The 26,193-nt window shown below is 52.1% G+C and carries 24 protein-coding genes and 1 pseudogene; 12 read left to right on the forward strand and 13 right to left on the reverse strand.

Going from position 1 to position 26,193, the window contains the following annotated elements:
* Positions 1 to 42: 42 nt before the first annotated feature.
* A pseudogene (locus tag GGC63_RS31095) lies at positions 43 to 408 on the reverse strand (response regulator).
* 207 nt (positions 409 to 615) lie between these two features.
* On the opposite strand from GGC63_RS31095, the gene GGC63_RS31100 reads away from it, so the two are divergent.
* Positions 616 to 1,131, forward strand: a complete 516-nt coding sequence (locus tag GGC63_RS31100) for a LysM peptidoglycan-binding domain-containing protein (protein ID WP_192705609.1) — start codon at positions 616 to 618, stop codon at positions 1,129 to 1,131.
* Positions 1,132 to 1,489: 358 nt separating this feature from the next.
* On the opposite strand, the gene GGC63_RS31105 is transcribed toward GGC63_RS31100, so the two are convergent.
* From GGC63_RS31105 to GGC63_RS31135, 7 genes are all read right to left on the reverse strand, one after another.
* Positions 1,490 to 1,804 carry a heavy metal-binding domain-containing protein gene (locus tag GGC63_RS31105; protein WP_079914554.1) on the reverse strand — a complete coding sequence of 105 codons (315 nt, stop codon included), beginning with the start codon at positions 1,802 to 1,804 and terminating at the stop codon, positions 1,490 to 1,492.
* Positions 1,805 to 2,195: 391 nt separating this feature from the next.
* A complete protein-coding gene (gene aspA / locus GGC63_RS31110) occupies positions 2,196 to 3,614 on the reverse strand; it encodes an aspartate ammonia-lyase (protein WP_192705610.1) in 1,419 nt (472 codons plus the stop codon).
* A gap of 150 nt (positions 3,615 to 3,764) precedes the next feature.
* The gene (locus GGC63_RS31115) at positions 3,765 to 4,631 is read right to left on the reverse strand and encodes a PP2C family serine/threonine-protein phosphatase (RefSeq protein ID WP_192705611.1); all 867 of its coding nucleotides are present in this window, start codon (positions 4,629 to 4,631) and stop codon (positions 3,765 to 3,767) included.
* Between the two features lie 61 nt (positions 4,632 to 4,692).
* Positions 4,693 to 5,121 carry a threonine/serine exporter family protein gene (locus tag GGC63_RS31120; RefSeq protein ID WP_192705612.1) on the reverse strand — a complete coding sequence of 143 codons (429 nt, stop codon included), beginning with the start codon at positions 5,119 to 5,121 and terminating at the stop codon, positions 4,693 to 4,695.
* Between the two features lie 119 nt (positions 5,122 to 5,240).
* Positions 5,241 to 5,996 (reverse strand): threonine/serine exporter family protein, encoded by a 756-nt coding sequence (locus GGC63_RS31125; protein WP_192705613.1) that lies wholly within the window; start codon positions 5,994 to 5,996, stop codon positions 5,241 to 5,243.
* Positions 5,997 to 6,507: 511 nt separating this feature from the next.
* Complete coding sequence (locus tag GGC63_RS31130) at positions 6,508 to 6,918, reverse strand: hypothetical protein (protein ID WP_192705614.1); 411 nt, start codon at positions 6,916 to 6,918, stop codon at positions 6,508 to 6,510.
* 151 nt (positions 6,919 to 7,069) lie between these two features.
* Positions 7,070 to 8,092 carry an NADH:flavin oxidoreductase/NADH oxidase gene (locus tag GGC63_RS31135; protein WP_192705615.1) on the reverse strand — a complete coding sequence of 341 codons (1,023 nt, stop codon included), beginning with the start codon at positions 8,090 to 8,092 and terminating at the stop codon, positions 7,070 to 7,072.
* Positions 8,093 to 8,261: 169 nt separating this feature from the next.
* Here GGC63_RS31135 and GGC63_RS31140 point away from each other — a divergent pair, with 169 nt between their 5' ends.
* From GGC63_RS31140 to GGC63_RS31150, 3 genes are all read left to right on the forward strand, one after another.
* On the forward strand, positions 8,262 to 8,600 hold the full coding sequence (locus GGC63_RS31140) for a winged helix-turn-helix transcriptional regulator (protein ID WP_079914561.1): 339 nt from the start codon (positions 8,262 to 8,264) through the stop codon (positions 8,598 to 8,600).
* 132 nt (positions 8,601 to 8,732) lie between these two features.
* Positions 8,733 to 9,515: an MBL fold metallo-hydrolase gene (locus GGC63_RS31145; protein WP_192705616.1), complete on the forward strand. Its 783-nt coding sequence runs from the start codon at positions 8,733 to 8,735 to the stop codon at positions 9,513 to 9,515.
* 80 nt (positions 9,516 to 9,595) lie between these two features.
* The gene (locus tag GGC63_RS31150) at positions 9,596 to 10,093 is read left to right on the forward strand and encodes a hypothetical protein (protein WP_192705617.1); all 498 of its coding nucleotides are present in this window, start codon (positions 9,596 to 9,598) and stop codon (positions 10,091 to 10,093) included.
* A gap of 121 nt (positions 10,094 to 10,214) precedes the next feature.
* Here the strand turns inward: GGC63_RS31150 and GGC63_RS31155 are convergent, their stop codons facing one another.
* Both GGC63_RS31155 and GGC63_RS31160 read right to left on the reverse strand, forming a co-directional pair.
* Positions 10,215 to 11,072 carry a sugar phosphate isomerase/epimerase family protein gene (locus GGC63_RS31155; protein ID WP_192705618.1) on the reverse strand — a complete coding sequence of 286 codons (858 nt, stop codon included), beginning with the start codon at positions 11,070 to 11,072 and terminating at the stop codon, positions 10,215 to 10,217.
* A 24-nt stretch (positions 11,073 to 11,096) separates the two neighbouring features.
* On the reverse strand, positions 11,097 to 12,161 hold the full coding sequence (locus GGC63_RS31160; protein ID WP_192705619.1) for a Gfo/Idh/MocA family protein: 1,065 nt from the start codon (positions 12,159 to 12,161) through the stop codon (positions 11,097 to 11,099).
* A gap of 101 nt (positions 12,162 to 12,262) precedes the next feature.
* Between GGC63_RS31160 and GGC63_RS31165 the strand changes: the two genes are divergently transcribed.
* The 8 genes from GGC63_RS31165 (at position 12,263) to GGC63_RS31200 (ending at position 19,851) form a co-directional block, all read left to right on the forward strand.
* Complete coding sequence (locus GGC63_RS31165) at positions 12,263 to 13,111, forward strand: AraC family transcriptional regulator (protein WP_079914566.1); 849 nt, start codon at positions 12,263 to 12,265, stop codon at positions 13,109 to 13,111.
* Positions 13,112 to 13,644: 533 nt separating this feature from the next.
* Positions 13,645 to 13,968, forward strand: a complete 324-nt coding sequence (locus GGC63_RS31170; protein WP_144028090.1) for an ArsR/SmtB family transcription factor — start codon at positions 13,645 to 13,647, stop codon at positions 13,966 to 13,968.
* Positions 13,969 to 14,030: 62 nt separating this feature from the next.
* Positions 14,031 to 16,439, forward strand: a complete 2,409-nt coding sequence (locus GGC63_RS31175) for a heavy metal translocating P-type ATPase (protein ID WP_225948630.1) — start codon at positions 14,031 to 14,033, stop codon at positions 16,437 to 16,439.
* A gap of 157 nt (positions 16,440 to 16,596) precedes the next feature.
* Positions 16,597 to 17,274: a hypothetical protein gene (locus tag GGC63_RS31180; RefSeq protein WP_192705620.1), complete on the forward strand. Its 678-nt coding sequence runs from the start codon at positions 16,597 to 16,599 to the stop codon at positions 17,272 to 17,274.
* Positions 17,275 to 17,533: 259 nt separating this feature from the next.
* The gene (yqeK, locus tag GGC63_RS31185) at positions 17,534 to 18,166 is read left to right on the forward strand and encodes a bis(5'-nucleosyl)-tetraphosphatase (symmetrical) YqeK (protein ID WP_192705621.1); all 633 of its coding nucleotides are present in this window, start codon (positions 17,534 to 17,536) and stop codon (positions 18,164 to 18,166) included.
* 18 nt (positions 18,167 to 18,184) lie between these two features.
* On the forward strand, positions 18,185 to 18,709 hold the full coding sequence (locus tag GGC63_RS31190; protein ID WP_192705622.1) for a DNA topology modulation protein: 525 nt from the start codon (positions 18,185 to 18,187) through the stop codon (positions 18,707 to 18,709).
* Between the two features lie 49 nt (positions 18,710 to 18,758).
* A complete protein-coding gene (locus GGC63_RS31195) occupies positions 18,759 to 19,433 on the forward strand; it encodes an HAD family hydrolase (protein ID WP_192705623.1) in 675 nt (224 codons plus the stop codon).
* Positions 19,434 to 19,467: 34 nt separating this feature from the next.
* Positions 19,468 to 19,851 (forward strand): hypothetical protein, encoded by a 384-nt coding sequence (locus GGC63_RS31200; RefSeq protein ID WP_192705624.1) that lies wholly within the window; start codon positions 19,468 to 19,470, stop codon positions 19,849 to 19,851.
* Between the two features lie 99 nt (positions 19,852 to 19,950).
* Here GGC63_RS31200 and GGC63_RS31205 read toward each other — a convergent pair whose 3' ends face one another.
* The 3 genes from GGC63_RS31205 to GGC63_RS31215 form a co-directional block, all read right to left on the reverse strand.
* Positions 19,951 to 21,420 (reverse strand): glycosyltransferase, encoded by a 1,470-nt coding sequence (locus GGC63_RS31205; RefSeq protein ID WP_192705625.1) that lies wholly within the window; start codon positions 21,418 to 21,420, stop codon positions 19,951 to 19,953.
* Positions 21,413 to 22,870 (reverse strand): glycosyltransferase, encoded by a 1,458-nt coding sequence (locus GGC63_RS31210; RefSeq protein WP_192705626.1) that lies wholly within the window; start codon positions 22,868 to 22,870, stop codon positions 21,413 to 21,415. The genes GGC63_RS31205 and GGC63_RS31210 overlap by 8 nt, the downstream gene beginning before the upstream one ends.
* Positions 22,871 to 22,966: 96 nt before the next feature.
* Positions 22,967 to 26,140 (reverse strand): hypothetical protein, encoded by a 3,174-nt coding sequence (locus GGC63_RS31215; RefSeq protein ID WP_192705627.1) that lies wholly within the window; start codon positions 26,138 to 26,140, stop codon positions 22,967 to 22,969.
* Positions 26,141 to 26,193 lie beyond the last annotated feature (53 nt).

Genomic DNA, 26,193 nt, shown 5'->3' on the forward strand with positions numbered 1-26,193 from the left:
GGGTCATTGGCCGCATGGAGGTTCCCATTCCTCTAAGGTAGATTAGATGCCCAACACTTTATGAACCGACTCCATCACCCGTTCCTTCTGGAACGGCTTCACGATGAAATCCTTGGCGCCCGCCGTAATGGCTTCCACCACCATGGCCTTCTGTCCCATAGCCGAGCACATAATAATTTTAGCCCCCCGAATCGACCTTCCGTATTTCCTTTAGAGCCCCTACGCCATCCAGCTCCGGCATCGTGATATCCATGGTAACCAAATCCGGCCTGAGGCTTGTGTATAAGCCTGTACCGCCTCCACCCCGTTGGCTGCTTCGGCGATCACCTCATGACCTTCCTCAGTCAGCATGTTTTTCAGTACCATCCGCATAAATGCCGCATCATCCACCACCAGGATCTTTGCCATACTCCTGTTCCCCCTTTACCCCTTGTCTGCTGCTATAGGTGTATTAGGCAAAGGGGCATTAAGTAAATTTTAGCTATTGGCCTGAATATCATTAGTTTTCTTTATCTTTTTCTAACAGGTTTGCATGCTGAGGCAGTCACCATGCGCGCCCAGTCTCCATACAATACAAGCAGAAGACCATTTGTTAGTATACGGAGGTACCCGTCTATGAATCACCAAGCCTTCGGATTTCCGCAGAGAGGCTTTTTCCAGCAGCCGCCGTTTTTTAATCCATTCTTTTTCCCGAAGCGCCGCTTTCTTCCCTTCTTCTTCGTGTCCCCGTTCTTCTTTCCGTATGTCAGAGGCGAGGAAGGAGAGGAGCACAGCGTCAAGCTGTTTGCCCAGCATCACTGCCAAGCCGGAGACACCATGCCATCATTAGCCAAAGCCTATAACGTACCGCAGCCCATTCTCGAGGCGGTGAACCCCCATCTTCCGGCAAGCAATGAAATCGTTCCCGGCTCCGTCGTCAATATTCCGCGTATGGATACCATGTTCTGCTACAAAATGTACCTGGAGCATGAGGCCCGTCCCCTCCCAGCCGCAGCTTCGCCTGCACTCTCACCCTCGACTGCCCCGCAAGCAGCCAAATCGTCCGCAGAATCAAAGATGGAGGACCCAAACCAAAGGTTCCCAAGATATACGTTTCCTGCGATACCGTACTCCGGATTTTATTCCTGCTGAAGGGGAAAGCTGCTCAAACGGGCAGCTTTTTTATTTAAGAAATATACAACTTGTTACAATTTTCTGAAAATTTTATGTAGTTCTAAGGTTTCTTTAAGATTTCTCCAAGAGCGCAGGCATATAATGTTCACATACTTACTTCATTGGAGGGATCATCATGAAACTTTTTATTTCTTTCTTGCAAGGCTTCTTTTACAGCTTTATCGCTATTGCCGCATTGCCTATCTTATTGGTGCAAAGTCTCATCGATCTTTAATGGTCACAAGACGTTATCGTTATTTAGCCGTTTCGTTTCTTATAACGATGTAAAGGCAGCTTACCGCTATTGTAGGTAGGCTGCCTGTTTTTTTGCCGTTGTTTACTCCACACGAACCGCCGTACCGCTTACCGCTACCATCAGCATTCCTTCACGGATTACCTCATAATCGATATCGATTCCTACGATTCCGTTAGCTCCCATCCTTGCAGCTTGTGATTCCATCTCGTTAAAAGCAATGTCGCGGGCGTCCTTCAGCTTGCTCTCATAAGCTCCCGACCGGCCGCCTACAATATCGGTAATCGACGCGAAAATATCTCGAACGATATTCGCCCCCATAATGGCTTCACCTGTCACGATGGAGATATATTGTACGATTTCTTTGCCTTGAATGGTCGGTGTCGTGCTTAAAATCATGGCAAAAACGCCCCTTTGCAATGTTTTTCTTAGCATGCGGGAAAACGTAAGAAATCATACATTCGCTTTAGAGGCGTTCCAGGGCGTTATAGACGCCAAGCAAATCGTGCAATATAAAAAGCCCCCGGGATGGGGGCTAATATGTTGAGAAACCTGAAAATCTGAAAAATTGCCTTGGTACCCCGGTGGGGTATCCCCTTCCGGCCGCTGTTGTTCTCGGGAAATGTTGATTATAATCGCTATATAGCGGTAATTTTCCGAGAACAAAGGCGAACGCTATCGCTCCTACAGGAGATACCCCACCTATCACCATTCACTTTTTTCGGTGCGATATGGCTTCTCGACAGCCCGTGCCCCGGGATGGGGACCTTTTTTCCATATAAGCTTGTCCTTATTTATCAAGCAGGGAAGCGCCGGCAATGCCCGGATGCGTCATTTCGTACGGATCCAGAATCAGATCAAGCTCCTCTTCTGTCAACACATTGTACACCAGACACAGCTCACGAACCGATTTCCCCGTCAACGTCGCTTCACGGGCGATGCGGGCCGCCACCTCATAGCCAAGATGAGGGTTCAATGCGGTAATGATCCCAATGCTACGATCAACATAGGCTTTGCACTGCTCGACATTGGCTTCGATACCGTCAACGCAGTGAATTTTGAACACCTTGAACGCCTGGTTCATAATGCTGATCGATTGCAGCAGGTTGAAGACCAGCACCGGCTCCATGACATTCAGCTCCAGTTGGCCTGCTTCCGATGCGAGGCAGATCGTATGGTCGTTACCAATCACCTGGAATGCCACCTGGTTGACGACCTCGCACATCACCGGATTGACTTTACCCGGCATGATCGAGGAGCCCGGCTGACGGGCCGGAAGCTTGATTTCGTACAACCCGGCGCGCGGTCCGGAAGCCATCAGACGAAGGTCGTTGGCGACTTTGGACATGTTGATCATGCACACTTTTAGCGCAGCCGACACCTCAGTATATGCATCCGTATTTTGCGTAGCATCGACAAGATCCTCCGCGTTTTTAAGCGGGAAGCCGCTCCACTGCGCAAGCAGCTCGACGACGCGTTTGATGTAGCGAGGATCAGCGTTCAGACCGGTCCCTACAGCTGTCGCTCCCATATTCACCTCATACAAGTGAGCCCGGCTTTGCTGAATCCGCTTGATATCGCGTTCCAGCACCCTGGCGTAAGCGGCGAATTCCTGCCCAAGCCGAATAGGCACCCCATCCTGTAAGTGGGTACGCCCCATTTTAATCACGCTATCGAATTCTGCAGCCTTGGCAGCAAATGCGCCTTGCAGCTCCTCGGCAGTTACCAGCAATTTATCCATTAACGACAATACCGAAATATGAATTGCCGTAGGGAAAGCATCATTGGTGGATTGCGCCATATTCACATGAGAGTTCGGGCTGACCTTGAAATAATCGCCTTTGGTTCCTCCCATGAGTTCAATCGCCCGGTTGGCGATAATTTCGTTGGCGTTCATGTTGATCGATGTACCTGCGCCGCCCTGAATAGGATCGACGATGAACTGATCATGCCATTTGCCTTCAATGATCTCGTCTGCAGCCTTGACGATAGCCTCGGCCAACCCCGGCTGGAGACGCCCGATTTCCATGTTGGCGGTAGCCGCTGATTTTTTTACAATCGCCATAGCCTTAATTAATTCCTCATGAATCCGGTAACCCGTAATAGGGAAGTTCTCTACAGCCCTCAGGGTTTGGATGCCATAGTACGCATCGATGGGCACTTCCTTAGAGCCTAAGAAATCTTTTTCCACTCGTACCGTTTCCGTCATCTTGCTTTCCCCTTTCGTGCACTCCAAGTAAGTTATTATCCAAAGGTTAAATAATATAGTTCATTGAATCCGGTTTCATTGTAATCCAAATATCTCGAAGATGCAACGTGTCCATCGATTAATAAAAAGTATGGCAGCATTTTACACTTTTCATTCAAATTGAATCCAAATGCCCGTCTTGTCGTCCGATACCTTAAACCTCGGGTATTTCAAACAGTCCGAGTCCTCCTGCTCCTGCCGGATCAGCCTCTCGGCGTATCCCGCTAACGATTCATCGGCAATGCGCTTCACAAGTTCCCTGACAGCGTCATAAGAAGGTGCCTCCTTCTCCGAGGGTTCTGCAAGAGGGAACAATCCGTCGGTCACAAGCAGCACCGCCTTAAGCTGAATGCGGTTAATACGCCCGTACTCCAGGAAATGGGCAAGCTCCGGCTCGCCGCTCAGAACGGAATACCCCTGCAGGGTGTTCATTCGGGCTTTATTGGCCAGCAGAATGGGCCTTACCAGCTCCAGCAGCTGCTCCCGTGTCGTAACGCCCTGCCGGATTCCCTCCTCCAGACTGCGTTTGGATAATTGATCGACATGCGCAACCTGGTCACGGGACAGCGTCCGCACCGACCCGTCCTTATAGACAACGGCGATCATGCAATCGCCTGCCTGCGCATAATCGATGTATGCATCGTGAATACGAATAAGAGCCAGGCCGCTGGTCCATAAAGCGGTTTTGTCTGTCACGTCGATGCCTGCCTCCAGCATGCTGCTTCTCAACAGAGCATTCGCCTGCAAGACTAAAGGCTTCAGGCTATCCTCCGGCATCTCCTTCTCTTCGAGCGATTCCAGATAGCCCCGGATCAGGCGGGAAGCAAGATAACCTCCGGTCTCTTGGCGGGGTCCCCGATAAGGCCGCAGCGAAGTAGCTCCGTCGAGGACGCCGTACATTTGCAGCTGTTCATGACGGACGAGCGCATCCTCATTCCATTTGGCCGTTCCTTGAAGGGTAATTGTGTCTATCTTCATGTCCGAATTCCTCCTCATCATTCATCCCATGACGCAGGCCTGAATCGTCAGGCCTTTCGGCTCACAGCCTTGACTTTCGAATGACTTGATTAATGACCTCCGAGAAAATGAGCCCGATCGCTATCGCTCCCGAGATCATAAACGCCTTGGCGGCAAGCTGAACCGCGACATCATACTGGTTCTCGACAATGTTGCGCATCGCATCATAAGCAAGCCCTCCGGGAACCAAAGGAATAATGCCGGAAACACTAAAAATGATAATAGGGGTCTTATATATTTTGGCTAACAATTGGCTGAGCACCGTAACGACAAATGCAGCGGCCAGACTCGAAACGATCGGATTGGCGGATAATCTCATGGACAGGATGTACAGCAGCCATCCAATCATGCCTACAAAGCCGCATTGCAGCAAGTTGCGTCGCGGTACGTTAAATATGATGCCAAAGGCGGCGGAAGCGATGAAGCTGGTTGCCAGCTGCTCGATGACCAAGTTGAGAAGCCTCCTGTGATTCAATGTCTGTCGACGTTCTGTGATAATGCGCAGCCGAGTCCGGCGGAAGTTATACGGTTATCCTGCTCCGTTAAAAAGGCTGCGCAGATCCGGCTTGGCTAGTGAAAGGAAATGACGAGAGCAATGCCTGCACCGATAGCCGATGCCGTCAAAAAGGCTTCCGCTCCTTTGGACATGCCTGAGACGAGATGCCCCGCCATTAGATCGCGGACAGCATTCGTGATGAGCAGCCCGGGTACGAGGGGCATTACAGACCCGATAATAATCGTATCCAGCTGATGACCGATCCCCAGCTTAACAAAGTAAGACGATAGAGCACCGATCATTAGTGACGATAAAAATTCCGCAAAAAACTTGATTTCGATCCACCGCTGAATCTGTACGAGAAAGGCAAATCCGAAGCCTCCCGAAATAACGGCGGGCAGCACATCCTGCCATATGCCCTGGAACATGATCAGGAAGCAGCCGCTGGCCAGAGCCGCTGCGATCACCTGGACCCATACGGGATATGCGATTTTGGCAGCGTCAATATCCTGAAGCTTCTCATACGCCTCCGAGGCGGTTAACTCCCCGGCACTGATCTTACGCGAGATATCGTTAACCAAGGTCACCTTGCGCAGGTCGGTGGAGCGTTCCATGATGCGGATCAGCCGGGTCATCGGCTCGGTTCCGTCAATCGAGAAAAAAATGCCGGTAGGGGTTACATAGCTGTGGGAGTTGTCCACTCCGAGCGCCGCCGCGATACGAATCATCGTGTCCTCCACCCGGTAGGTCTCACCGCCGCTTTGCAGCATAATTTTGCCGGCCAGCAAACATAGTTGTGCAATATCATCCTGTCGATTCGTTGACTCCATCCGGTCACTCCCTTGGGTAGTGATACGAGCTGCTCGTTTTCAGTATACCTAATTTTGCATATTTCAAAAGAAAAGGATCACGGCGGCCGTCCGTTTCTTGATCACTGCCCCTGCTTTCAAATGTAACGCAAAATGTCAGAAATGCATAGTGGCGAACTCGCAAACTTTCCTGCGCAGAAATGTAATCGTTTTCAAAAATCTTTAATCTAAACCCTGAAAAGGCCACGTCCGAATATCTGCTCCCTCCATTGATTATGCGCGAATCCCAGGCGCACGTTGCAGCACTGCGAGGCGGTCGGTCATACCCCATTGAAGCAGAACAACAAAAAAACCTGTCTGCGGTATGCCGCTGACAGGCTTCTTCGACCGGTGCTTCCGGATTATTGTTAATAGATTACCACAATCAAGCGGTAGAGTCTACATTTTTTGCTAGAAGTTACCTAATAGTTGTTATCGATGCTGATGACTGAAACCTTCACACAGAGTCTAGGCTGCTATGCTTAACGGAAGCTTACTTTTTGTTGTTGCGATCCTGACCAGACCGGTGCCCTTGACTGCTATGGCCTCCCCATTGACCCCCGTGTCCTCCGTGGCCGCCATAGCCGCCTTGGCCTCCCCAATGACCGCTTTGACCGCCCCAATGACCGCCTTGGCCTCCCCAGTGGCCTCCTTGACCGCCCCAGTGACCGCCTTGGCCTCCCCAGTGGCCTCCTTGACCGCCCCAATGACCGCCTTGGCCTCCCCAGTGACCGTCATGACCGCCCCAATATCCGCCTTGGCCTGGCCAATAGCCGCCATGACCGCCGCCCCAGTATCCGCCTTGACCTGGCCAATAGCCGCCATGACCGCCGCCCCAGTGTCCGCCTTGACCCGACCAGCCGCCTTGACTTGGCCATTGATATGAACGTTTATTTTTACTCATGTCATCCCATCCTTCTCTTTTCCTTGTAGTTTCACAATAGACTATGTCGGATGACGAAAAATGGATGCTTGCCCCCCGAAGAAATAGGCTGCAATGAGTTTCATGACGGAGTAAACATGGCCTGTAGAACTGGTCTACCCTGGCCCTTTTTTTAATAAGCTCTTGAATACTGCTTAGGCGCGTGGATCTGCCCGGATACCTCTTGAATCGCATGGGTCGCCCAATAAGGATCGCGCAGCATGCCGCGGGCTACGGCTACCAAATCAGCGTCACCATTGGCCACAGTCGCTTCAGCCAATCTGGCGTCATCCAGCAGACCGACGGCGATGACCGGCACATCTAGAGCCTGCTTAACAGCCCGTGCAAAAGGAACCTGATACCCCGGATAATTGCCCGGCTTCCTTGCACCCCCTACAGGACCTTCGCCTCCGCTGCTCACATGGAACACATCTACGCCGGCTTCCTTATAGCGCCTGCACATTTCGATGCCATGATCCAGATCATAGCCTCCGTCCATATATTCCACAGCGGAAATTCTAAGGATTAGCGGCATCTGCTCAGGCATGACACTCTTCACGGCCTGAATGACCTCCACTCCAAAACGGGCCAGGTCCTGGCCGTATTCATCCTCCCTGTCGTTAATGGCTGGAGAATGAAACTGATGAATCAGATAGCCATGTGCCCCGTGCAGCTCAATCGTGTCGACACCCGCTTCAATAGCCCTCACAGCCGCTTCCTTAAACTTCACTACCATCTGCCGGACTTCCTCTGTAGTAAGCGCGCGAGGCTTTTTGAACTGGGAATTGAACGGAATCTCGGAGGGGCCTACCGGAACAGCAGCATCCTCCGCCTTGCGGCCCGCGTGGGCAATCTGTATTGCGACTTTGGCGTCGTACTTGTGGATTTCCTCGATCATTCGCCGGAAGGCGGGAATCTGGTCATCCGACCATAACCCAAGATCATAATCGGTAATACGGCCGTCCGGATCTACATCCGTCATTTCGATAATAATGAGCCCCGCGCCGCCGACCGCCCTGGAGGTATAATGTACAAAGTGCCAGTCATTAGGCTTTCCATCTTTAGCTTCTACCGAATACTGACACATTGGAGGCATGACGATGCGATTTTTCAGCTTCAAGCCTTTGAAAGTAAATTCAGAAGATAAATGAGCCATTTTGTTCTCTCCTTTAGTCCTTTGTCTTGTCTTATTGTTTCCCGAGTTAATTATATATGCATCAAATTTATTTAAGGAAGTAGTGATATTATTGTCATATAGTTTCCGAAAAGTTAGTTTTGTGCTATGGTTGGAAAAATTCAAGCTTAAGTAAAGGACTGATGATGTTATGGATAACCGGGAGCCGCTGACATTAACCAAAGGCACGCCGGACGAAGTATGCCCCATTGCCAAAGTTATCGATATGATCGGAACCAAATGGACCTTCTTGATCCTTCGGGATCTGCTGATAGAAGGCACGATGCGGTTTAGCGATTTGTTAAAATGTCTCGACGGCATCAGTCCGAAGACGCTGTCTCTTCGGCTTAAGGAATTGGAGGAGTACGGCATCCTGACCCGTACGGTATATCCCGAGGTCCCTCCGAGAGTGGAGTATACCCTTACGGAAAAAGGCAAGCAGCTGGAAAGTATCTTTATCGAGCTGAAGCGCTTTGGTCTGACACTCTAGGCACATTGAAAGCCAGTCCCAGGGGTAAATCCGCAAGGGCGGAATACCACGGTATGTAGAGGCTTCTTGTTGTACGAAAAAATTCCTGCTATGCTTGAAAGCAAATGATACCGTAACCGGGAGATGCAGAACATGAACGACATATTGACATTCTGGGGCACTGGCGACTCGATGGGCGTTCCCCGAGTTTACTGCTCTTGCGATATCTGCAAGGAAGCAAGGACGACAGGCCGCAACCGGCGCTTTCGTTCTTCGGCAATGCTGAGTGCAGGCGGACACGAGCTGCTGATCGACTGCGGACCGGATTGGAGAACGCAGATGGAGCGTCTCGACAAACGATTTATCGAGCATGTGCTGATTACACATGCTCACTTTGACCATATCGCCGGTCTTCCTGAATGGGCCGACGCCTGCCGCTGGCTGGGACGCAAGGGTCATCTCTATGCCCCCCGCGATGTCCTTGAGACCATTGCTCAGCAGTTCCCGTGGCTCGAACGCCATCTCGAAATGCAGGATTGCATGAACGGTCTGACATGGGAGAACTGGGACATTGTGCCCTGGAAGGTTTGCCACGGCAAGAACGGCTATTCCTATGCCTACAAATTCAATCGTACCGGCTCGGCCCCCTACAGCTGGGTGTATTGCTCCGATGCGATTAACTTGAATGAGGAAGAAAAAGCTCCCCTGCACGGACTTCAGCTGCTTGTGCTGGGAACCAACTTCTATAAAGAAGAAGCCGCGCTGCCTACCCGCTCTGTCTATGATATGGAGGAAGCGCTGCTGCTGCTTGAAGAGGTTCAGCCTGTACGGACTCTATTCACGCATATGTCCCATGGCGTCGATGTGCTGCGCGATTACGGGCTTCCGTCCTGTGTTGCCCTTGCGGAAACCGGAATGCAGCTTCGGCTGGAATAAGGGGACTGCTTGCAACTTTCCCCGCACCTGGCGCGTCAATCCTAGCAGAACCAAACGAGTACTCAAGGAGGGTCCTGCTTATGGGAAGACGCGCTTGGATAGGATTGCTCCTCGGATTACTGCTCCTTCTCCTTGCTGGCTGCGGCGAGGGTCCGGAAGCAAGCGGAGATCAACTTGCAGCCAAGGAATTCGTGAAGTCGCAGGGCTATACCATCTCCTCAAGCGGCGGTCCCATCTACAGCTATCAGTTGGACAGAAGCCTGCTGTACGGCAGCCCGGAATCGACTCCCTTCAGGCAAATGTGGGCGGTACAGCAGGAGGAGCCGGATAAGTATTTCGGACAGCAAATCACGATTTACCGTTTTACCGTCAAGCATCATCCTCTCGAACGGATTTATAAGAAGAAGACAAATGTCTTCATCATGATGTCGGAGGGAAAAGTGATCGGCGGGTATTCCTATCCGGAAATGGATGCGGCTGGAGCCGTCTACTCATTGGATGGCAGAACACTGGAGGAATTGACGGGGCTCAGCTATACGGACTGGCTGGAGCAGTGGCGAAAGAAATATTCGCCATAGCACTAAGCTTATAGTTTCCAGCCACGGAATAAAAAGAGGGTCCAGTCTGTTCCAAAGCCGGAACAAGGCTGAGCCCTCTTTTTATAAAATCATTCATCGCACGACGACGACACGGGGACGGTTATACTTCATCCCATAGTCTTCGAACCGTTTCCAAGCCCAGCTTGGAGCCGGTAAAGCAATCCTCCATACCCTCGAATTCTACGGAAATATAGCCGTCGTAGCCGGAATGCTTAATAATGCTAATGACCTGACGCATATCGATATCGCCATGACCGACAATCGCTCCCCGAAGATGATTGCCGCTTGCTGTCGGGAACCATCCCGTACCCGGATTCAAAGCCGCCGGACGAAGATAGAAATCCTTGACGTGAACCATAGAAGCATAGGCAATGTTCTTTTTCACGGCTGCAACGGAGTTCTCATCCGCACACATAAAATTGCCTACGTCGAGCGTCGTCCGGAAATTCGGACGGTCCACCGCATGGATCAACGCTTGAACCCTGTCGCTTGCTTGAATATAGTAGCCATGATTTTCGACACTGGTTACAATATCGAACTGGGCCGCATAATCGGCAATTTGCCGGCAGGCCGATGCGAGAAGCTCCAGGTCCTCCTGGAAGCGGAGCATGGAAGTGTCCTTGCGCGAAGCCACATCGTGCCTCATCCGTTTGACTCCAAGACGATGCGCTATATCGACCTCGCGCTTGACCCGCTCAATCTCGCTCTCATACTGCTCCCGGGTTTCGGTAATGAAATTCGCCCCGATCGCATAATTGGATATATCGATTCCTACAGCTGCCGCCTTGTCACGAATCGCATCGATCAGCTCCGGATTCTCCGTCAGATTGAACCCGATAGGGACAATCTCCACATGTTCCCCGCCATTGTCAGCGATCCAATCTATCGCCCCGAGAATATCCAACTGTTGAGATTTGATGGCACGTACCAAACTATATGAGCTTAATCCTAGCTTCATGTGATCTTGACCCTCCTTGGCAGGTTATTCGTAGCGGACCTCGCGGCCCGTTTCGGCCGATTCGTAAATACCGCATAATATTTTCATCAGCTCCACGCCGTCCTCTACAGGACTGATCGGCTCCGACCCTGTCGTGCAGCTCTCGATGAAGCAGCGGATTTCATTTTGGAAGGCCGCAGTGACGTTAAGCCCCTTTTGATCCGTTTGCGGCGTAATGTTCAGAATGGTATCGTGCTTCTCTGAAATCAGCGCTAATGCAGGCTCCAGCTCGAATCCGCCCTTTTCCCCGAATAGCTTGACGACTGTCTCATCCTGCTTCGCATGCAGCGTGAAGCTGACATCGACCATAAGGGAGGCGCCATTCTCAAAACGGATGATCGCATTAGCCATATCTTCTACAGTGTTCTGGCTGGCGTCATAATCGGCTGCTTTATAGAAAGACAGGTTCTTCACATTGCCGCGGTTTCCCAGTCTGCGATACGTGTTCCCGCTGACGGAAACGACCTTGGGTCTCCCCATCAAATACCAGCAAATATCGATAACATGGACTCCGATATCAATCAACGGTCCGCCGCCGGAACGCTCCTTGTCCGCGAACCATCCGCCCGGATTGCCCAGCCGGCGTATGCAAGAGGCTTTGGCATAATAAATGTCGCCGAACTCCCCGCTGTCTGCAAACCGTTTCATTAGCTGCGCATTGGCGTCATATCGGCGGACAAAGCCGACCTGAAGCACCTTGCCGGATTCGCGGACCGCCTGCTGTACGTTCAACGCTTCCTCCACTGTGCGGCATAGCGGCTTCTCAACCAGCACATGCTTGCCTGCCTTCAGCGCGGCAATACTGATCTCCGCATGGGTATTGTTCCAGGTGCAGATGCTAACGGCATCGATGGACGGATTCGCCAGCAATTCATGATAATCCTCATACACATGCGCTGCCCCGTACTTGTCCGCCTTCTCCTGCGCTCTAGCCCGGTTAAGATCGCACACAGCGGCAATTTGAACGGCCTCCCCCAGCTTTTGGTAAGCCTGAAAATGCAAATCCGAGATGGAGCCAGCCCCGATAATTCCTATGTTCAGCTTGTTCAATTTCCATCCATCCTCCCTTAGTCGATTTTGATCGTTGAGCTAATGTTGAATGCACTATATACTCAAATTATCACGTATCCAGCAAAGAAGGAATGTAAGCGATGATCAGTTACATGGACTATAAGATCAGTCGGCAGCCAATTCGGATCGTTGACCTGACGGTGGATAAAAGCATATTGAAGGTACAAGCGCTCCGAGTGATCAACGTAGGCCATATCCCGGCGCGGATCCATTATCGGAGCCAGGCCAGGTTTACCTACTGGGCGATCGTCTATATTTCCGGGGGCTCGGGAACCTACCAGGTGAACGACGGGGACAAGCAGAAGGTCAAGCAGGGCAGCTTCTTCCTGCTGTATCCGGGAGCCGTATTTCATTATGGACCCGGGGAGAACGAGCACTGGGATGAGCATTATTTCACGATCGAAGGACCGCGGATTCAAGAATGGCTTCAATCCGGTCTTATAGAGCCCGGCAAAGTCAAGCAGACAGAGGAAGAGCAGCTGACGCGAATCAACCGTATTTTTATGCTGATGGAAAGCGGCATTCCGAGTAATATCGACCGGGCCGCATTAGCCGTAGAGGCGATGCTGCTGGAGTTCGCCCTTAGCTCCGAATCCGTCCCCAAAGTCACAAAAGCCGAAAATGCTCTCAAACTGATCGAAGCGGTAACCGACTACATTTACCGGCCCTTTGATCCTGCCGAATTATGCGAACGGCATCACATCTCGTTTCCGACGCTCCGGCGAATCGTCAGCAAATATACGGGCTATCCACTGAATGAGTATGTTCACCGCCTGAAGATGGCGGAAGCCAAAAATATTCTTCTTAACACGGATCAATCGTTAAAGGAAATCGCTTCCTCTCTGGGTTATCAAGACGTATTTTATTTCTCGCGTCTGTTCAAAAAAATCGTCGGCGTATCGCCCAAAATGTTCCGCGGCACCGTATAGCAATAACCCCCACAAAGTGCAGCTTAGTCTGTTGAAAGACCAAGAGAGCTTGAACTTTTGCCAATATACTCCGGTGGGGTATGCCTCTCCAGCCGCTGTTGAAACCCGTGAAATATGAATAGATTTAGCGGTATTTTTCACGGGTTTCAAAGGCGGACGTAAACTCCTCCGGGGCATACCCCACCTTCATGTATAGCATAGCTCACGCAAAACAGGTTTTTTCAATAACCTTAACCACACAAAGTGGAGCCATGCTTCGAAGCATTACCAAATACTTTGCGGGGGCCCCGGACATTAACCATAGAAATTAAAAAAACAAAAAAAACGTCTGAACCACAGGATGAATGGTTCAGACGTTTCCTGTTTTTTTCATGTTCCGGCGCCAAAAAGCACATCCTATTCCTATCTGTGTTAACATCCTTCTTTCGACAATAAGGACATTTGTCGTTGACAAAAACATCCTTATAGAATACTATATGAACATATACTCATATATTCATACGTTCATTTTATGGAGGTATTCTATGGAATCTATGGACCGCCCTCAAGGGCCGGATGTTTCAGTCCGTTCCTTGGATGAAGAAACTTTGTTTATGGTATCTCAAACGTTCAAGGCTTTATCCGATACAACACGGATACGCATTCTATACCTGCTGTCACAAAAAGAATGCTCGGTCAATGAAATTGCCGACGAGCTTTCGCTGCTTCAATCGACCGTATCCCACCAGCTCCGCTTCTTGAAAAACCTGCGTCTGGTGAAGTTCAGAAGAGCCGGTACCACTTTATATTATTCACATGATGACGAGCACGTGATGGATCTGCTCAGTGAAGCGATTCACCACGCCAACCACGATTAGCTGGGCTGATTAATTCCGGGATGGAGACAGACCGGAGACAAGCGCGAAATGAGGGAATAGCCATGCTGGAATACAGAGTCAAAGGATTAAGCTGCGCGAACTGTGCCCGGGAGATGGAGGAGCAGATTCAGCAGCTCGAGCACGGACAAAACGCAACGCTCAATTATAATAGCGGCAAGCTGAAGATCGATCCTAATGTATCCTTACCCGAAGTTCAAAAAATATTGCGCTCCGACGGCGCATTTATCGATTCGCTGGCCCCGCGTTCCGTTAAACCGGCGGCTGCCGGCAAAGTGACTCAGCGGGTGCGGAGTCATAACGAGCGTCTTGAGGAAAGCCGAGAGCAGGTCAGCGCTGCGGTAGAACACGCATGCACGGACTGCGGCACGGAGCATCATCACTCCCGCGGCCATCATGCCGATTCCGATGCCGTGGAGCATGGAGATGCGGCTGCCCGGACTGTTCCGCACATTTCCTCCGGGAACGACGGAGCTTCCGGCCATGCGCATGATCACTCTCATGAGCATGGACATGACCACCGGCATGCTCACGATCATGCCCATGAGCACGATGATCACGGGCACGACCATTCCCACTCCCATAGCGGATCTTCCATGATCAAGCAGCTGGTCGTTTCCGCTGTTTTATATGGAGCCGCACTGCTGCTTGAGGACCGGATTCCGGGCTTCATAAGCATCCTTCTTTATCTTGGCGCCATCCTGCTGAGCGGCTACAGCACCTTCATTAAAGGACTCAAGCGTTTGGTCAAGCTTCGGTTCAATATGGACAGCTTGATGACGATAGCCTTGATTGGCGCTGTAAGCATCGGCGAATGGAAAGAAGCGACCATGGTGGCCATCCTGTTCGGGATCAACGAGCTGCTCGAAGGCATCGGAATGGAGAAAGCGCGTCGTTCCATGGAAACCTTGCTGCAGGTAGCGCCTAAGCAAGCGGTAAGGATACGGGACGGTAAGGAAGCCTCCGTGCCTATCGAGTCGCTCGAGGCAGGAGACATCGTGCTGGTCCGGGCGGGAGAGAAGATCCCTTCCGACGGCCGTGTGCTTGAAGGCACGAGCTCCGTCAACGAAGCCGCAATTACCGGGGAGTCGCTCCCCTTGGAGAAGGTGCCGGGGGATCCGGTGTTTGGCGGCAGCATTAACCACGACGGCGTTTTGCACATTCTTATAGAAAAGGCTTATGAGGATTCGTCCCTTGCCCGTATTCTTCATTTGGTGCAGGAGGCACAGGAAACCAAGACGCCGACCGAGCTGTTTATCAATCGTTTTGCCAAATACTATACTCCAGCCATCATGATCATTGCTCTAATCGTTGCCGTCTTCCCTCCCCTCTTCCTCCAAGGCGATTGGAAGGAGTGGCTGTACCAAGGGCTTGCCGTACTGATCGTCGGCTGTCCTTGCGCTTTAATCCTGGCCTCCCCTATTGCCATCGTTGCCGGAATTACACGCAACGCGCGGCACGGCATTCTTGTCAAGGGCGGCGTGTTCCTGGAGCAGCTGGGCCGTATCGATACGATCGCCTTTGACAAAACGGGAACGCTCACCTTGGGAGAGCCGCATGTGGAGCAAACAGCCGTGTACGATGCCGACGAACAACGCTTTTACCGCGTCGCGGCAAGCATCGAGCAGTCATCCACCCATCCGCTGGCCAAAGCGATTTTGCGCGAAACCGCGAAGCGCGGCATCCAGGCCGAGCAGCCCGAGGAGGTTGTCGCCGCTTCCGGCGTCGGGATTCGCGCGGTGCTTGGCGGCAAGCGCTACTCCTTGGGCAATGAAGCGAGCGTCAGCCATCTTGCTCTGCCGGAGGCTGTAAAAGAGGATATTGCCCGCTTCAAGGCAAGCGGTCTGACATTGGTTCTGGTTGCAGACCAGGAAGCGGTTCTCGGGCTCTTCGGCATCGCCGACGAGGTTCGTCCGGAAAGCGCAGGCGTGGTCGCCTCGCTGCATCGCCGCGGCATTCGCCGTACGGTTATGCTGACGGGTGATCATCCGCAAACGGCGGAGAAGGTTGCCCGCGCCGTCGGTGTCACCTCCTTCTACGGAGGCTTGCTGCCGGAGGATAAGGTTGAGAAAATCCGTGAGCTCGGACGAGGCGGACGGGTCGCTATGGTTGGCGACGGAATCAACGACGCCCCGGCTCTCGCCACCGCCGAGCTGGGAATTGCGATGGGCAAGGGCACGGACAGCGCCATTGAGACGGCGGATATCGTGCTGATGCAGGATCACCTCGGCAAGCTGCCCGATGCCATTGCCATAGCCCGCAGCACGAACCGGATCATCGCCATCAACATTACGATCGCGATGGGGCTTAAGCTCGCTGCGCTGCTGCTCACGATTCCCGGGATGCTGACTCTGTGGTTCGCCATTTTATCCGATATGGGAGCCACGATCATTATCAGCCTGCTTAGTCTTACGATGCTTGTGGAACGGAAATCTCCAACCGGCGGTCAATAATCTATCGAAATTTTAAGTATCCCCCTTGCCCGCGGCGGCAAGGGGGATTTTTTCTATAGTATAGAGGACGAGGCATCGCAATTGTTTTCCATTTTACCCATACCATCTCCCGGCACGGCCACTACACTATAAACAGATTTACAAGGAGGTATCGTTCATGGCAATAAGATCAACCCGCAGACTGCTTCGCGATTCGCTGCAGCAGCAAAGAAGTCAGACGCGAACCGGCCGGCGCCTGCTGAGGCAGCAGGAAGCCACCACCAAAGCCATTACTGGCACGAGAACGGAGCTGGTCAGCGGACTCACTCAGCTCAGAGAGCAAGTGCAGCTGAATCAGCAGCAGCTTCCACAGGCCTTCGAGGAAATCGCTCAAACGAGGTCGGTACTGGCCAACGGAATCGAGCAGATACGGGCTCAAATCCAGGTGAACCGGCAGGAAGCTCCTCCCGCCATATCCCGTTTGGAGCAAATGCAATCCGGGCTGGTGCAAGAAACTTCCCGGATCGGCGCTCGCGTCCAGGAGAACCATGTCCAAACGGCACAAAGGCTCGAGCGGCTGGCCCAAGATCAAGGAGCTTTGGGAACGACGGCAGAGCGAATCCAGGTTCAGTTGGAGTCTAATCAGCAGCAAACGCAGCAAATTCTGACCGATTTGAACCAATCGCAAAAAGCTCTGGTTCTTGCCGCCGAATCCATCAAGCAGCAGATGCAGGTCAATCAACAGCAGTTGGAGCAGCACTTCGGTCAGATTTCGCAGCTCATGCAGCAGCAGCTCACGGTTCTTGCCCAAATCGTACAAAACACATCTTCCCAAAACCAGGAAGGGGACGTCTGATCTCCTCCCTCCCGCATCGTGCTTCTCTGCAGAACACAGCCGAGGCACGGTGCGGGCGGACAGCAGTCCCCGCTCCTGCATCTTCGCTTCCTTTAAGCTGCAGGCCCCGAAAACAACCCAGGTCTCTGATGAACAAATCAGGTAAAAAGCTAAAGGTTTCATTCACGTTCATCCTGCCTCGCTATTTTCTATTCGGATATGGGCATCTCACCCATAATATGGTACGATGGGGATAGTTCTCCATAAGGAGGGAAATGTCATGTCCGTTCATCCTCTGCTCGGTGCCATTCAACAATCCATGACATTCTCGGGCCGTCTCGAAGCCGACGTGAGCCGCCTGCTGCATATGCACCACTGTCCCAAAACCGCTGAGCACAGCGTGCGGGTGGGCCGTGAAGCCGAACGACTAGCCGCAGCATTCGGCGGCCTTCCCGAAGCAGCCAGGAAGGCGGGACTACTGCACGATATTAGCGCAATCTTTCCTAACAGTGAAAGAATCCGTACAGCCGAAGCGCTCGGAATCGATATTTTGCCCGAGGAAGCGGCCTTCCCCATGATCATCCACCAGAAAATCTCCCGCGTCATTGCCCAAGATCTTTTTCAAATTCACGATGTAACGATATTGGATGCTATAGAATGTCATACAACTTTGAAAGCGAATCCAACCCGAATGGACTTGATTGTGTTTGTAGCGGACAAAATCGAATGGGATCAGCCGGGAACGCCTCCCTATTTGGACAAGCTGCTGTCGGCGCTCGATACCTCCCTGGAACACGGCGCCTTCGTTTATATCCAGCACTTATGGAATCAGCGGGATCGATTGAAGGTTATTCATCCCTGGCTTATCGATGCATATAAGGATTTGGAACCGATTTGTATGAAAAATCCATAGAAACGGAGAACCCTGACGATGAATAAAGTAGTTGTTATAGGCTCCGGCGGTTCGGGTAAATCAACATTTTCGAGACAATTAAGCGATCGGACCGGGCTTCCCGTCTATCATCTGGACGCGCTGAACTGGCGCCCCGGCTGGGTAGCTACCCCCAAGGAGGAATGGGACGCGCTTATGAGGCAGCTGGTCGGTAAGGACACGTGGATCATTGACGGCAACTACGGCAGGACGATGGATATGCGTTTAGCGGCAGCCGATACGATTATATTTCTCGACATGCCGCGGCATCTTTGCGTCTATCGGATTATCAAACGAAGAATGATGTATCGCGGCAAAACGCGGCCCGATTTAGCCGAAGGCTGCCCCGAACGGCTCGATTTGAAATTCGTCAAATGGGTATGGAGCTACAGACAGACAAGCCGCCCTGCCCTGTTGAACAAGCTAAGCGCATTAACCGGTCACAAAACGATCTATATTCTGCGATCTCCCCGGGAAGTCCGGCAGTTTCTGGAGCAGCTCCCCGAGGCCATATCCAGCGCCTGAACGATTCCATCCGCAACACCATTTTACAAAAAGAGGGAGAGCTGCAGTCATGAAAGCGGTTATGTTCGATTTGTTCGAAACCTTGATTACCGAGTTTGCCGACGGGGCACGCAAAGTGCCGCGTATTAACGAGCTGGATGAGCAGTGGGGCTTAAGCAGGCGGGAATACGATGAGGAATGGCGCGTACGTCAGGAACAGAGAATGAACGGCACCTTCCCCGACTACCCTTCGGTTCTCCGCGATATGTGGCAGGGCAAAGGCAAGTCCCTGGATGAAGCCCATATCCAAAAGCTCTATTCTTCAAGGCTGTATGCCAAATCCATACCCTTTCAGGATATTTCCCCTCATATTATTTACATGTTAAAAAGATTAAAAGCCAACGACCTTCGTCTGGGACTTATCAGCAATTGTACGGAAGAGGAGGTTCGCGCATGGGAAAGCAGCGGGCTGGCTTCGTACTTTGATGAAGTGATCTTTTCTTATCAGACGGGATATGCCAAACCGGATGCCCGGATATATGAATTGGCCTGTACCCGCTTACAGGTGCGGCCCGAGGAATCGGTGTTCGTCGGTGACGGCGGCTCCCAGGAGCTGGAAGGCGCGGCGGAGGCAGGTATGAAGCCCTACCGGGCAGCATGGTTCGCACCCCGTAACGAAAAATTCAAGGAATTCGAGCAGCTTCAGGAGCCTGAGGAGCTGTTAGTGCGTCTCGGCCTGGACTGAGATCTATTCCTAACGGTAAAAAGAGGTGATCCTATTGGCAACGGTTGTCAGACATAAGGAAAGCGGCAAGACCTACGTTCTGGTCGGTACCGGATATGGAGCCTATAAAGCTATGCTGCCAAGCGTCCTTGGCGGGAGCTTATTTCCCCATGAAGAGTCCGCGGAAATTCCATTGGCCGCCGTAAGCGACCGCTACGGGAACATAATCTGGATGCTTACCGAGGAGCTGCAGGTGATAGAAATTGACGGACAGCCCGTTCAAAGTTTTTTTCCGAACGAACCGGCTCTGCAGTATCAGCATGCGGCCGAAGTCTTGGATGAAGCTTGTCCGGCATGCGGTTTCCGGGTCACCTCCATCACGAAATCATGCCCCTCCTGCGGGCTTACCTTACTCCCGGACGAGCATGAGGAAGTATAAATCCGCGTGATGCTGCCTGGCTTTGCGGAAAAACCTTCCGCCACCGGATAAATCAGGATTTGAGCCTTCTTAACTCCCGATTCCTGTTATAGAACGGCTCTATTCGCTCCAATTCGATAGGGCCGCATTGTCACCCATTAAGCGGTTGATTTTCCCTTCCAAATGCTGAAGCTCCGTCCGTAAGGGCCCGACTTCAGGAAATCGTTGCGCATAATACCTCAGGAGCTTCCTGGCCTCAGCTAATTTGCCGCTGCGCACGGCCAGCTCGGCCATTAGAAGCCCTGCCCTCCAAGCCTTTACCTCCGGATCCGGGGGCTCTGTTCCGCGATAGGCGGCTATCGACTCGTGATAAGCAGCCATGTCCTTATGGGCTTGCCGAACGAGCTCCCTCGCCTGGCCTGCCTGCGCCTGTGCTAAATAATAATGCGCGTCGGGATAGTCCGGGGCTTGCCGCAACAGCTCTTTGCATAGCCTCGAAGCCTCCCCCCATTCCTGACGCAATAAATGGATTTTGGCCCTATACAGCTGCACCATCCCTATGGCAGTGAAGCCGGGGGCCGCCGGCGCCAGCCGTTCCGCCTCCTGCAAGCAGTCCATAGCACGGTCGTAATCCCCGTTGTTGAAGCATTCCCTACCATAGAAGAACCAGCCCGACGGATTCAAGGGCTCCTCCTCTACCATGAGCTGCAGGAGCTTCATGGAACGCTCGCTTTTGAGCCGGCCTTGCCAAATAACCGGATCATAGCCGTCGTGAATCAAGCGGATTCTTGCTTTGCGGCTGATCGTATTCACCCGCTCCTCCAGCCCGCCTTGCGGCGCAAGCTGCTCATGAATTCGGCCGGAATACCGAAGGCCGTGGCGAAGGGAAAACATCCGCGATTGCGAAAAATCCTGCTGATAATGGGCTCCATATTGATTCACCATCCATACCTGGAGGATGACCGGGAGCTCGGAGTCGTCGAATAGGCCGGCGATTTCACGCACATGCCGCGCATCGTCCCGATGCAGGACTTCATCCGCGTCCACCCAGAGCACCCAATCGCTGGTCAGCAGTGAAAGCATCTCGTTGCGCACCTGCGAGAAGCTGTCCCTCCACTCCGTCTCATACAGCTTCACCTCAGGAAACTTTCTTACGATGTCTAAGGTACGATCCGTTGATCCGGTGTCCATCACCACAATCTCATCCACGGCTCCAATCAGGCTGTGGAGGCACCTCTCTATGCATCGTTCTTCATTTCGGACCATAATGGCCGCCGTTACCGTCACCCGCTTGACCTTCAACAGCTCGAGCATATCTTGTCTTACCGGGCCAGGTTGGGACCGCCCTAGAGCGGCATACGCCGCTTGAACCCAATTCGCCTCCGGATCGAGAAGCCACGCTCGCTGAAAAGCCATCTGTGCCATAGCCCCCTGCTGCCGCTCCAGCAAGGTTTGGCCGAGGAGGGCCCAGCCTTGCGCCGCTTCGGGACATGCTTGGACATAAAGGACCGACAGACGTTCAGCCCTATCGAGGTCCCGGTTGTTCATGCTTTGTACGATCTGTTCAGCCCAATGAACAGCTTCATCCATTCCTAGTCCCCCTTGGCTCCATGTTCTCCAGCGCGTCCTTTTCCAGCTGTATCGCTTCGCGCCTTCGCTTAAGCTCCTCCCATTCAGGAAATACCTTCAGCAGCTTCCGGTATTCATCATCCGCAGCCGCCAGCTCCCCTCCATCCAGCGCGAGCTCGGCCATCATATAACGCCGCCGCCAGTCCGCAATATCGTGATCGGCCGGATCCGGCCCCCGATAGGTAGCGAAGCCCTGCATCGCAAGATTCAAGCTCCGCTCGGCTTCCCGATATCGTTCTTCCGCCATTCGCATATGAATTTGGCTGAGGTAATAGGAGAAGTCGGGGTAGTCCGGAAATGAAACCAGAGCAATCATAGCGGCCCGTTCCGCTTCCTCCCAGCGCTGCAATTCCACCAGAAGGCGCAGCTCGAGGATAGCCAGCTCAAGCCGCTTCGGGAACTCATTCAAGGTCTTGCCTATTCTGTCTGCTTCCCTTGCATAGTTCAGAGCTTCTTCCCAACGACCCTGCACCGCAAGCTCCTGACCGCAGCGAAATAGCCACATAGGATGGTCCGGCTGCTCCTGCAGCATCCCCTGCAAAAGCTCCAGGCGGATTCCCGCCTTCTCTCCCTCATGCATGAGACTCGATATGGATTGTAATCTGACTCTAATCTTTCGTCTTATTAGGGGGAGCTGAGTGCCACTCGCTGCCCTATGCTTTAAATGCTCGTAGACCTTACCTTCGTAGAAAAGCCCCCTCCCTAAGGGGTACATCCGCGATCTGGCAAAGGACTGAAGCAAGGCTCCGTTTTTTCTCTGAAGCAGGACCAAATCGAGAGCCACGGGCATGTTGAACCGCTGGAACAAGCACGCCGCCTCTCGAATAGGCCGGGCATCGTCCGGATGCAGCATCTCGTTCGCTTCCAGCCACACTATCCAATCCCCTGTTGCATGAGCATGCACTTCGTTGCGAACCCGCGCGTAACTCCCATGCCATTCCGCCTGCACGAGCTTCACCCGAGGAAGCTTCCTTACGATATCCAAAGTCCGGTCCGTTGAGCCGTAATCGATCACAATGATTTCGTCCACGACATTCGATACGCTTCGGATACATTTCTCTATGGTCTCTTCCTCATTGCGAGCAATAACCGCAGCGCTAAGCCTTACCGGCTTCGTTAGCAGCAGCAGCTCAATGTCATAGCGCTCCGCTCCTGTCTCCCGCTTGCCGAGCTCAGACTGAACGCTCTGCATCCATCCGGCCTCCGGGTCTAGCAGCCATGCGCGGTTGAAGACCTTACGGGCTGCCTCGCCATACCCGCGATGCAGTAACGCCTCGCCCAAGGATGCCCAAACCTGCGCATCCCACGGGTCTTCTTCCAGCTGAGCCTTGGCTAATCGCTCAGCCAGCCGATAATCTTGCTGCTGCAGCGCTTCCTTGATCGCTTGATGGCTATTCCGGTTCTCCTCCATGCCGGCTCGGACCTCCTTTTACACAAAGCTTCCTTAACGAGCTGAATAGAAAAAGGCCAACCTTAAGTTGACCTCATCTATCCCGCGGTGACTATACTATACGGTTGGAATGATAGGAAAGACGTCCAAGGTGAGTGTATGATCCACCTTGTTCACATAATGCAGGTTGATAGTCGCCGGATAGTTTAATGAGCTGCCGTTCATGATGTTTACATAATTGTAATTAGAATTGTAGAAGGCATTATAGATAATATTCGGATTCGGGTTGTTCAAATCTACCAAATAAATGGATTTTGCCTTATCGTCTGTCACAGGCGGAAGTATCGAATCCGGGTACAATACTGTCATCACTTGGTTATAATTTACGTGATGGACATTGTAGTCGCCTAACGGTGACGGCTTAACAGATAGCATTTTGCTGATGACATGCCCTGCCCTGTCCTGGGCCGAAACCTTCACATTTGAACCCGTATCGATGCTGGAGCCGCTTAGAGCCAAGTAATGGTCGGATGTAATGCTGGCGCTCAGAGATCCCGCCGCTTCTACGGAGGTATAGCTTAACTTGTCACTGTCTCCTTTGGTGGAATCCGTCTTCACATCGGCATCATAGAAAAGACTCAGCAGATCCAAATCGATGAGGTTCGTCTGCCCGCCTTGATCATCGAGATAAATCGTATCGATTCCATTGGGATCCACTATCGGAGCCGCATTCGGTAGCACGGTGATCGGAATTTCCATAACCACCGACCGGTTGAAGCTGTCCGTAGCTCTTACCTTTACGAAGAAGGTAACGGTTTCCGTGTTGCCTAATGGGGCTGAAATGTCCACAAAAAGGTCCTGTCCGTCCATTGAAGCGGAAGCATGATAGTTCGTATACAGCTCATCTTTATTCTCAAGCTGTAGTTCTAACCTGCTGCCGCTAAAGTAGGAACCCAAGCGCAGGAACTCAAACCGCTTACTCAAAAGCCCATCCGTATAGGAGTTCGGCCCTGGCACCTCGGTCACCGCCGGTGCCGGTGCTGCCTCTATCGTCACAGGCACTTCAAGAACGGCGCTTTTCCCGTAACGGTTCGTTCCTTTTATTTTGACAACAGCAGAAGTGGTCACATTCTCAGGATAATTCGCTCCATAAAACTCTATGGACGGGCCTTCCCCGCCATATATCCATGTATAGACTTCACCCGCAGTACTGGCGTCCTCCTCTACCGTATAGCTTAGCAAACCGCTGTCGTCACTAAAGTACTTATATAAATAAACCCGTTGCCCTTCTCCTTCCATCATGCCGTTGGTAACGCTTATTTTGTCGCCGTCATAGCTCTTGACCGTCGGCGCAGCATAATCCGTAATGAAACGAATGTTAATTTCCTTGGACGTGCCGTTGGCCGGGTTTCTGCCAATGACCGTAAACTGCGCATCCCCTATCGTCTCGCCAAAGACGAGCTGCGCTTGATCCGTATGGTTCCCTTCAATGGCGACCGCCATATGGCTGCCCTCCGGCAGTGAAGTCAACTCGAAATCCGTTGCTCCTGTACCGTCAAAGATCGACGATAGCTTCACGGCATAAGGATTCGGATAATTTTGCGGGTCATCCTTTGTCCAATGAATTGTATAGGAGGACAGTACGTTCACCTTGATATCTAACAACGCACTTTTACCAAATTTGTTCGTGGCCTTCACCTGAATCATTTCGGAGCCATCCGTCACTGCCTGTATTCCTTGAATCACCAGCTTGCCAGAGTCCTTGTTGATGGAGGCCGTGACAGAGGGCGACATGCTTTCAATGCTGTAGGTTAAGCTTGGAACCTCTCCCGTTGTATCCCAGAAATACTCAGATACATTCATTGTTTTAAATTCAGTTACACCCCTAAGCCACTGTACAGGGTCCGGGCTGCCCATAACCTTCGGAGCCGGGTACTCTATCACAACCGGGAGGTTAATCGTTGCGCTGTTTTTATACGTATTCGTCGCCGTTATCTGGAGAATTGGCGGGTTAGGCAGGAACGATGATGGATTCACGTTATAAATCATTAATGTGCCGTCATTTTCATCAATGGCTGCATCCATGTATGCCGGTTTGTTTAATGTATATTTTAATGGCGAGTCCGGCTCCGTTGCGAAGTAGGCAGCCATGGACACGGATTGGGGTTCCGACCATCCTATCTTCCATTGGATAGGGTCCGGCATACCGACAATGACTGGCACCGGGTTAGGGTTAGCATGAACTTGAACTTGAACGGTTACTTCCTTGGAAGCTCCCGTAGCCATGTTGGTCCCCTTCAGCTTGAGCACGGTATCGGCGGCCTTACCGCTGAATACGATAGTGGCATTCGTACTTTCATTATCAGCTATCGTCGCTATAAGACCGTTGCCGGGTGCTTGCGTGATCTCAAAATGATTTGCCGCAATGTCCGCAAACATGGGAGACAGCTGCACGGTAAACGGCATGGTGATATTATCGGGAACATTGACAATATACGTCGTTTCAACGGACTGAATCATCACGGGCACGTTCAATGTCGCGCTGTTTCCGTGCTGGTTGGTCGCCGTCACCTGAATCTCTGCCGTAGTCCCTGCATATTGGCCCAGTGCACTAGTCCCCGTAAGCGTCAAAACGCCGGCCGGATCGATGGCTGCCTCAATATAGCTATATAAGCTCTTGGCTGTGAAGCTCAAGCTCTCCTCTGCCGTCTTCGTAAAATAGGAAGCCACAGGCAGCGTCTGTGACTGCACCTGCCCCGCTATCAGAACAACGGCGTTCGGCTTGCCATTCACGCCCGGCGTCGGCTTTACCGTAGAACCGGTTTTGTATAGAGGCTCAATCCCGTTCAACAGCGTTCTGACATCGGCAGCCTGCGTCACTTCGGAAGTATGCGCCGCAATATATTTCGTAACATCTCCGATATCGATCCGCTTATCCGCCCCCGCGTCCAATACATGAACCTTGAATTCCTCCAGCTTGCCGGAGTCGTCGGATATCGTCACCATAGAGGAGCCTACCTGGTCTCCCCGCAGACTCAACGGATTTGGGGCCGAATAGGAATAAGTGGCATAGACAACGCCGCTGACGGATTGTGAAGTGACCTTGTATGAGCTGAGATTGCTTAAATAGTCGTTCAAATAAATCGTTGTTTCCGTTCCTTGTGCAATCGTCATATCTTGAATTGGATGCAGCACAACAGCCGGAGCAGCCATTACGGCGGAAGGCACGGCAATAACGGACATCACAGCCGCTGCGGATGCCGCTTTTGTAACCGAGCTTTTGGATACCATGGAAATCCACCTCAAAGTTCCAATTTAATGTAATTAACTATTATTCTATCATA

Source organism: Paenibacillus sp. OAS669, assembly GCF_014873645.1.
GTDB lineage: Bacteria > Bacillota > Bacilli > Paenibacillales > NBRC-103111 > Paenibacillus_S > Paenibacillus_S vulneris.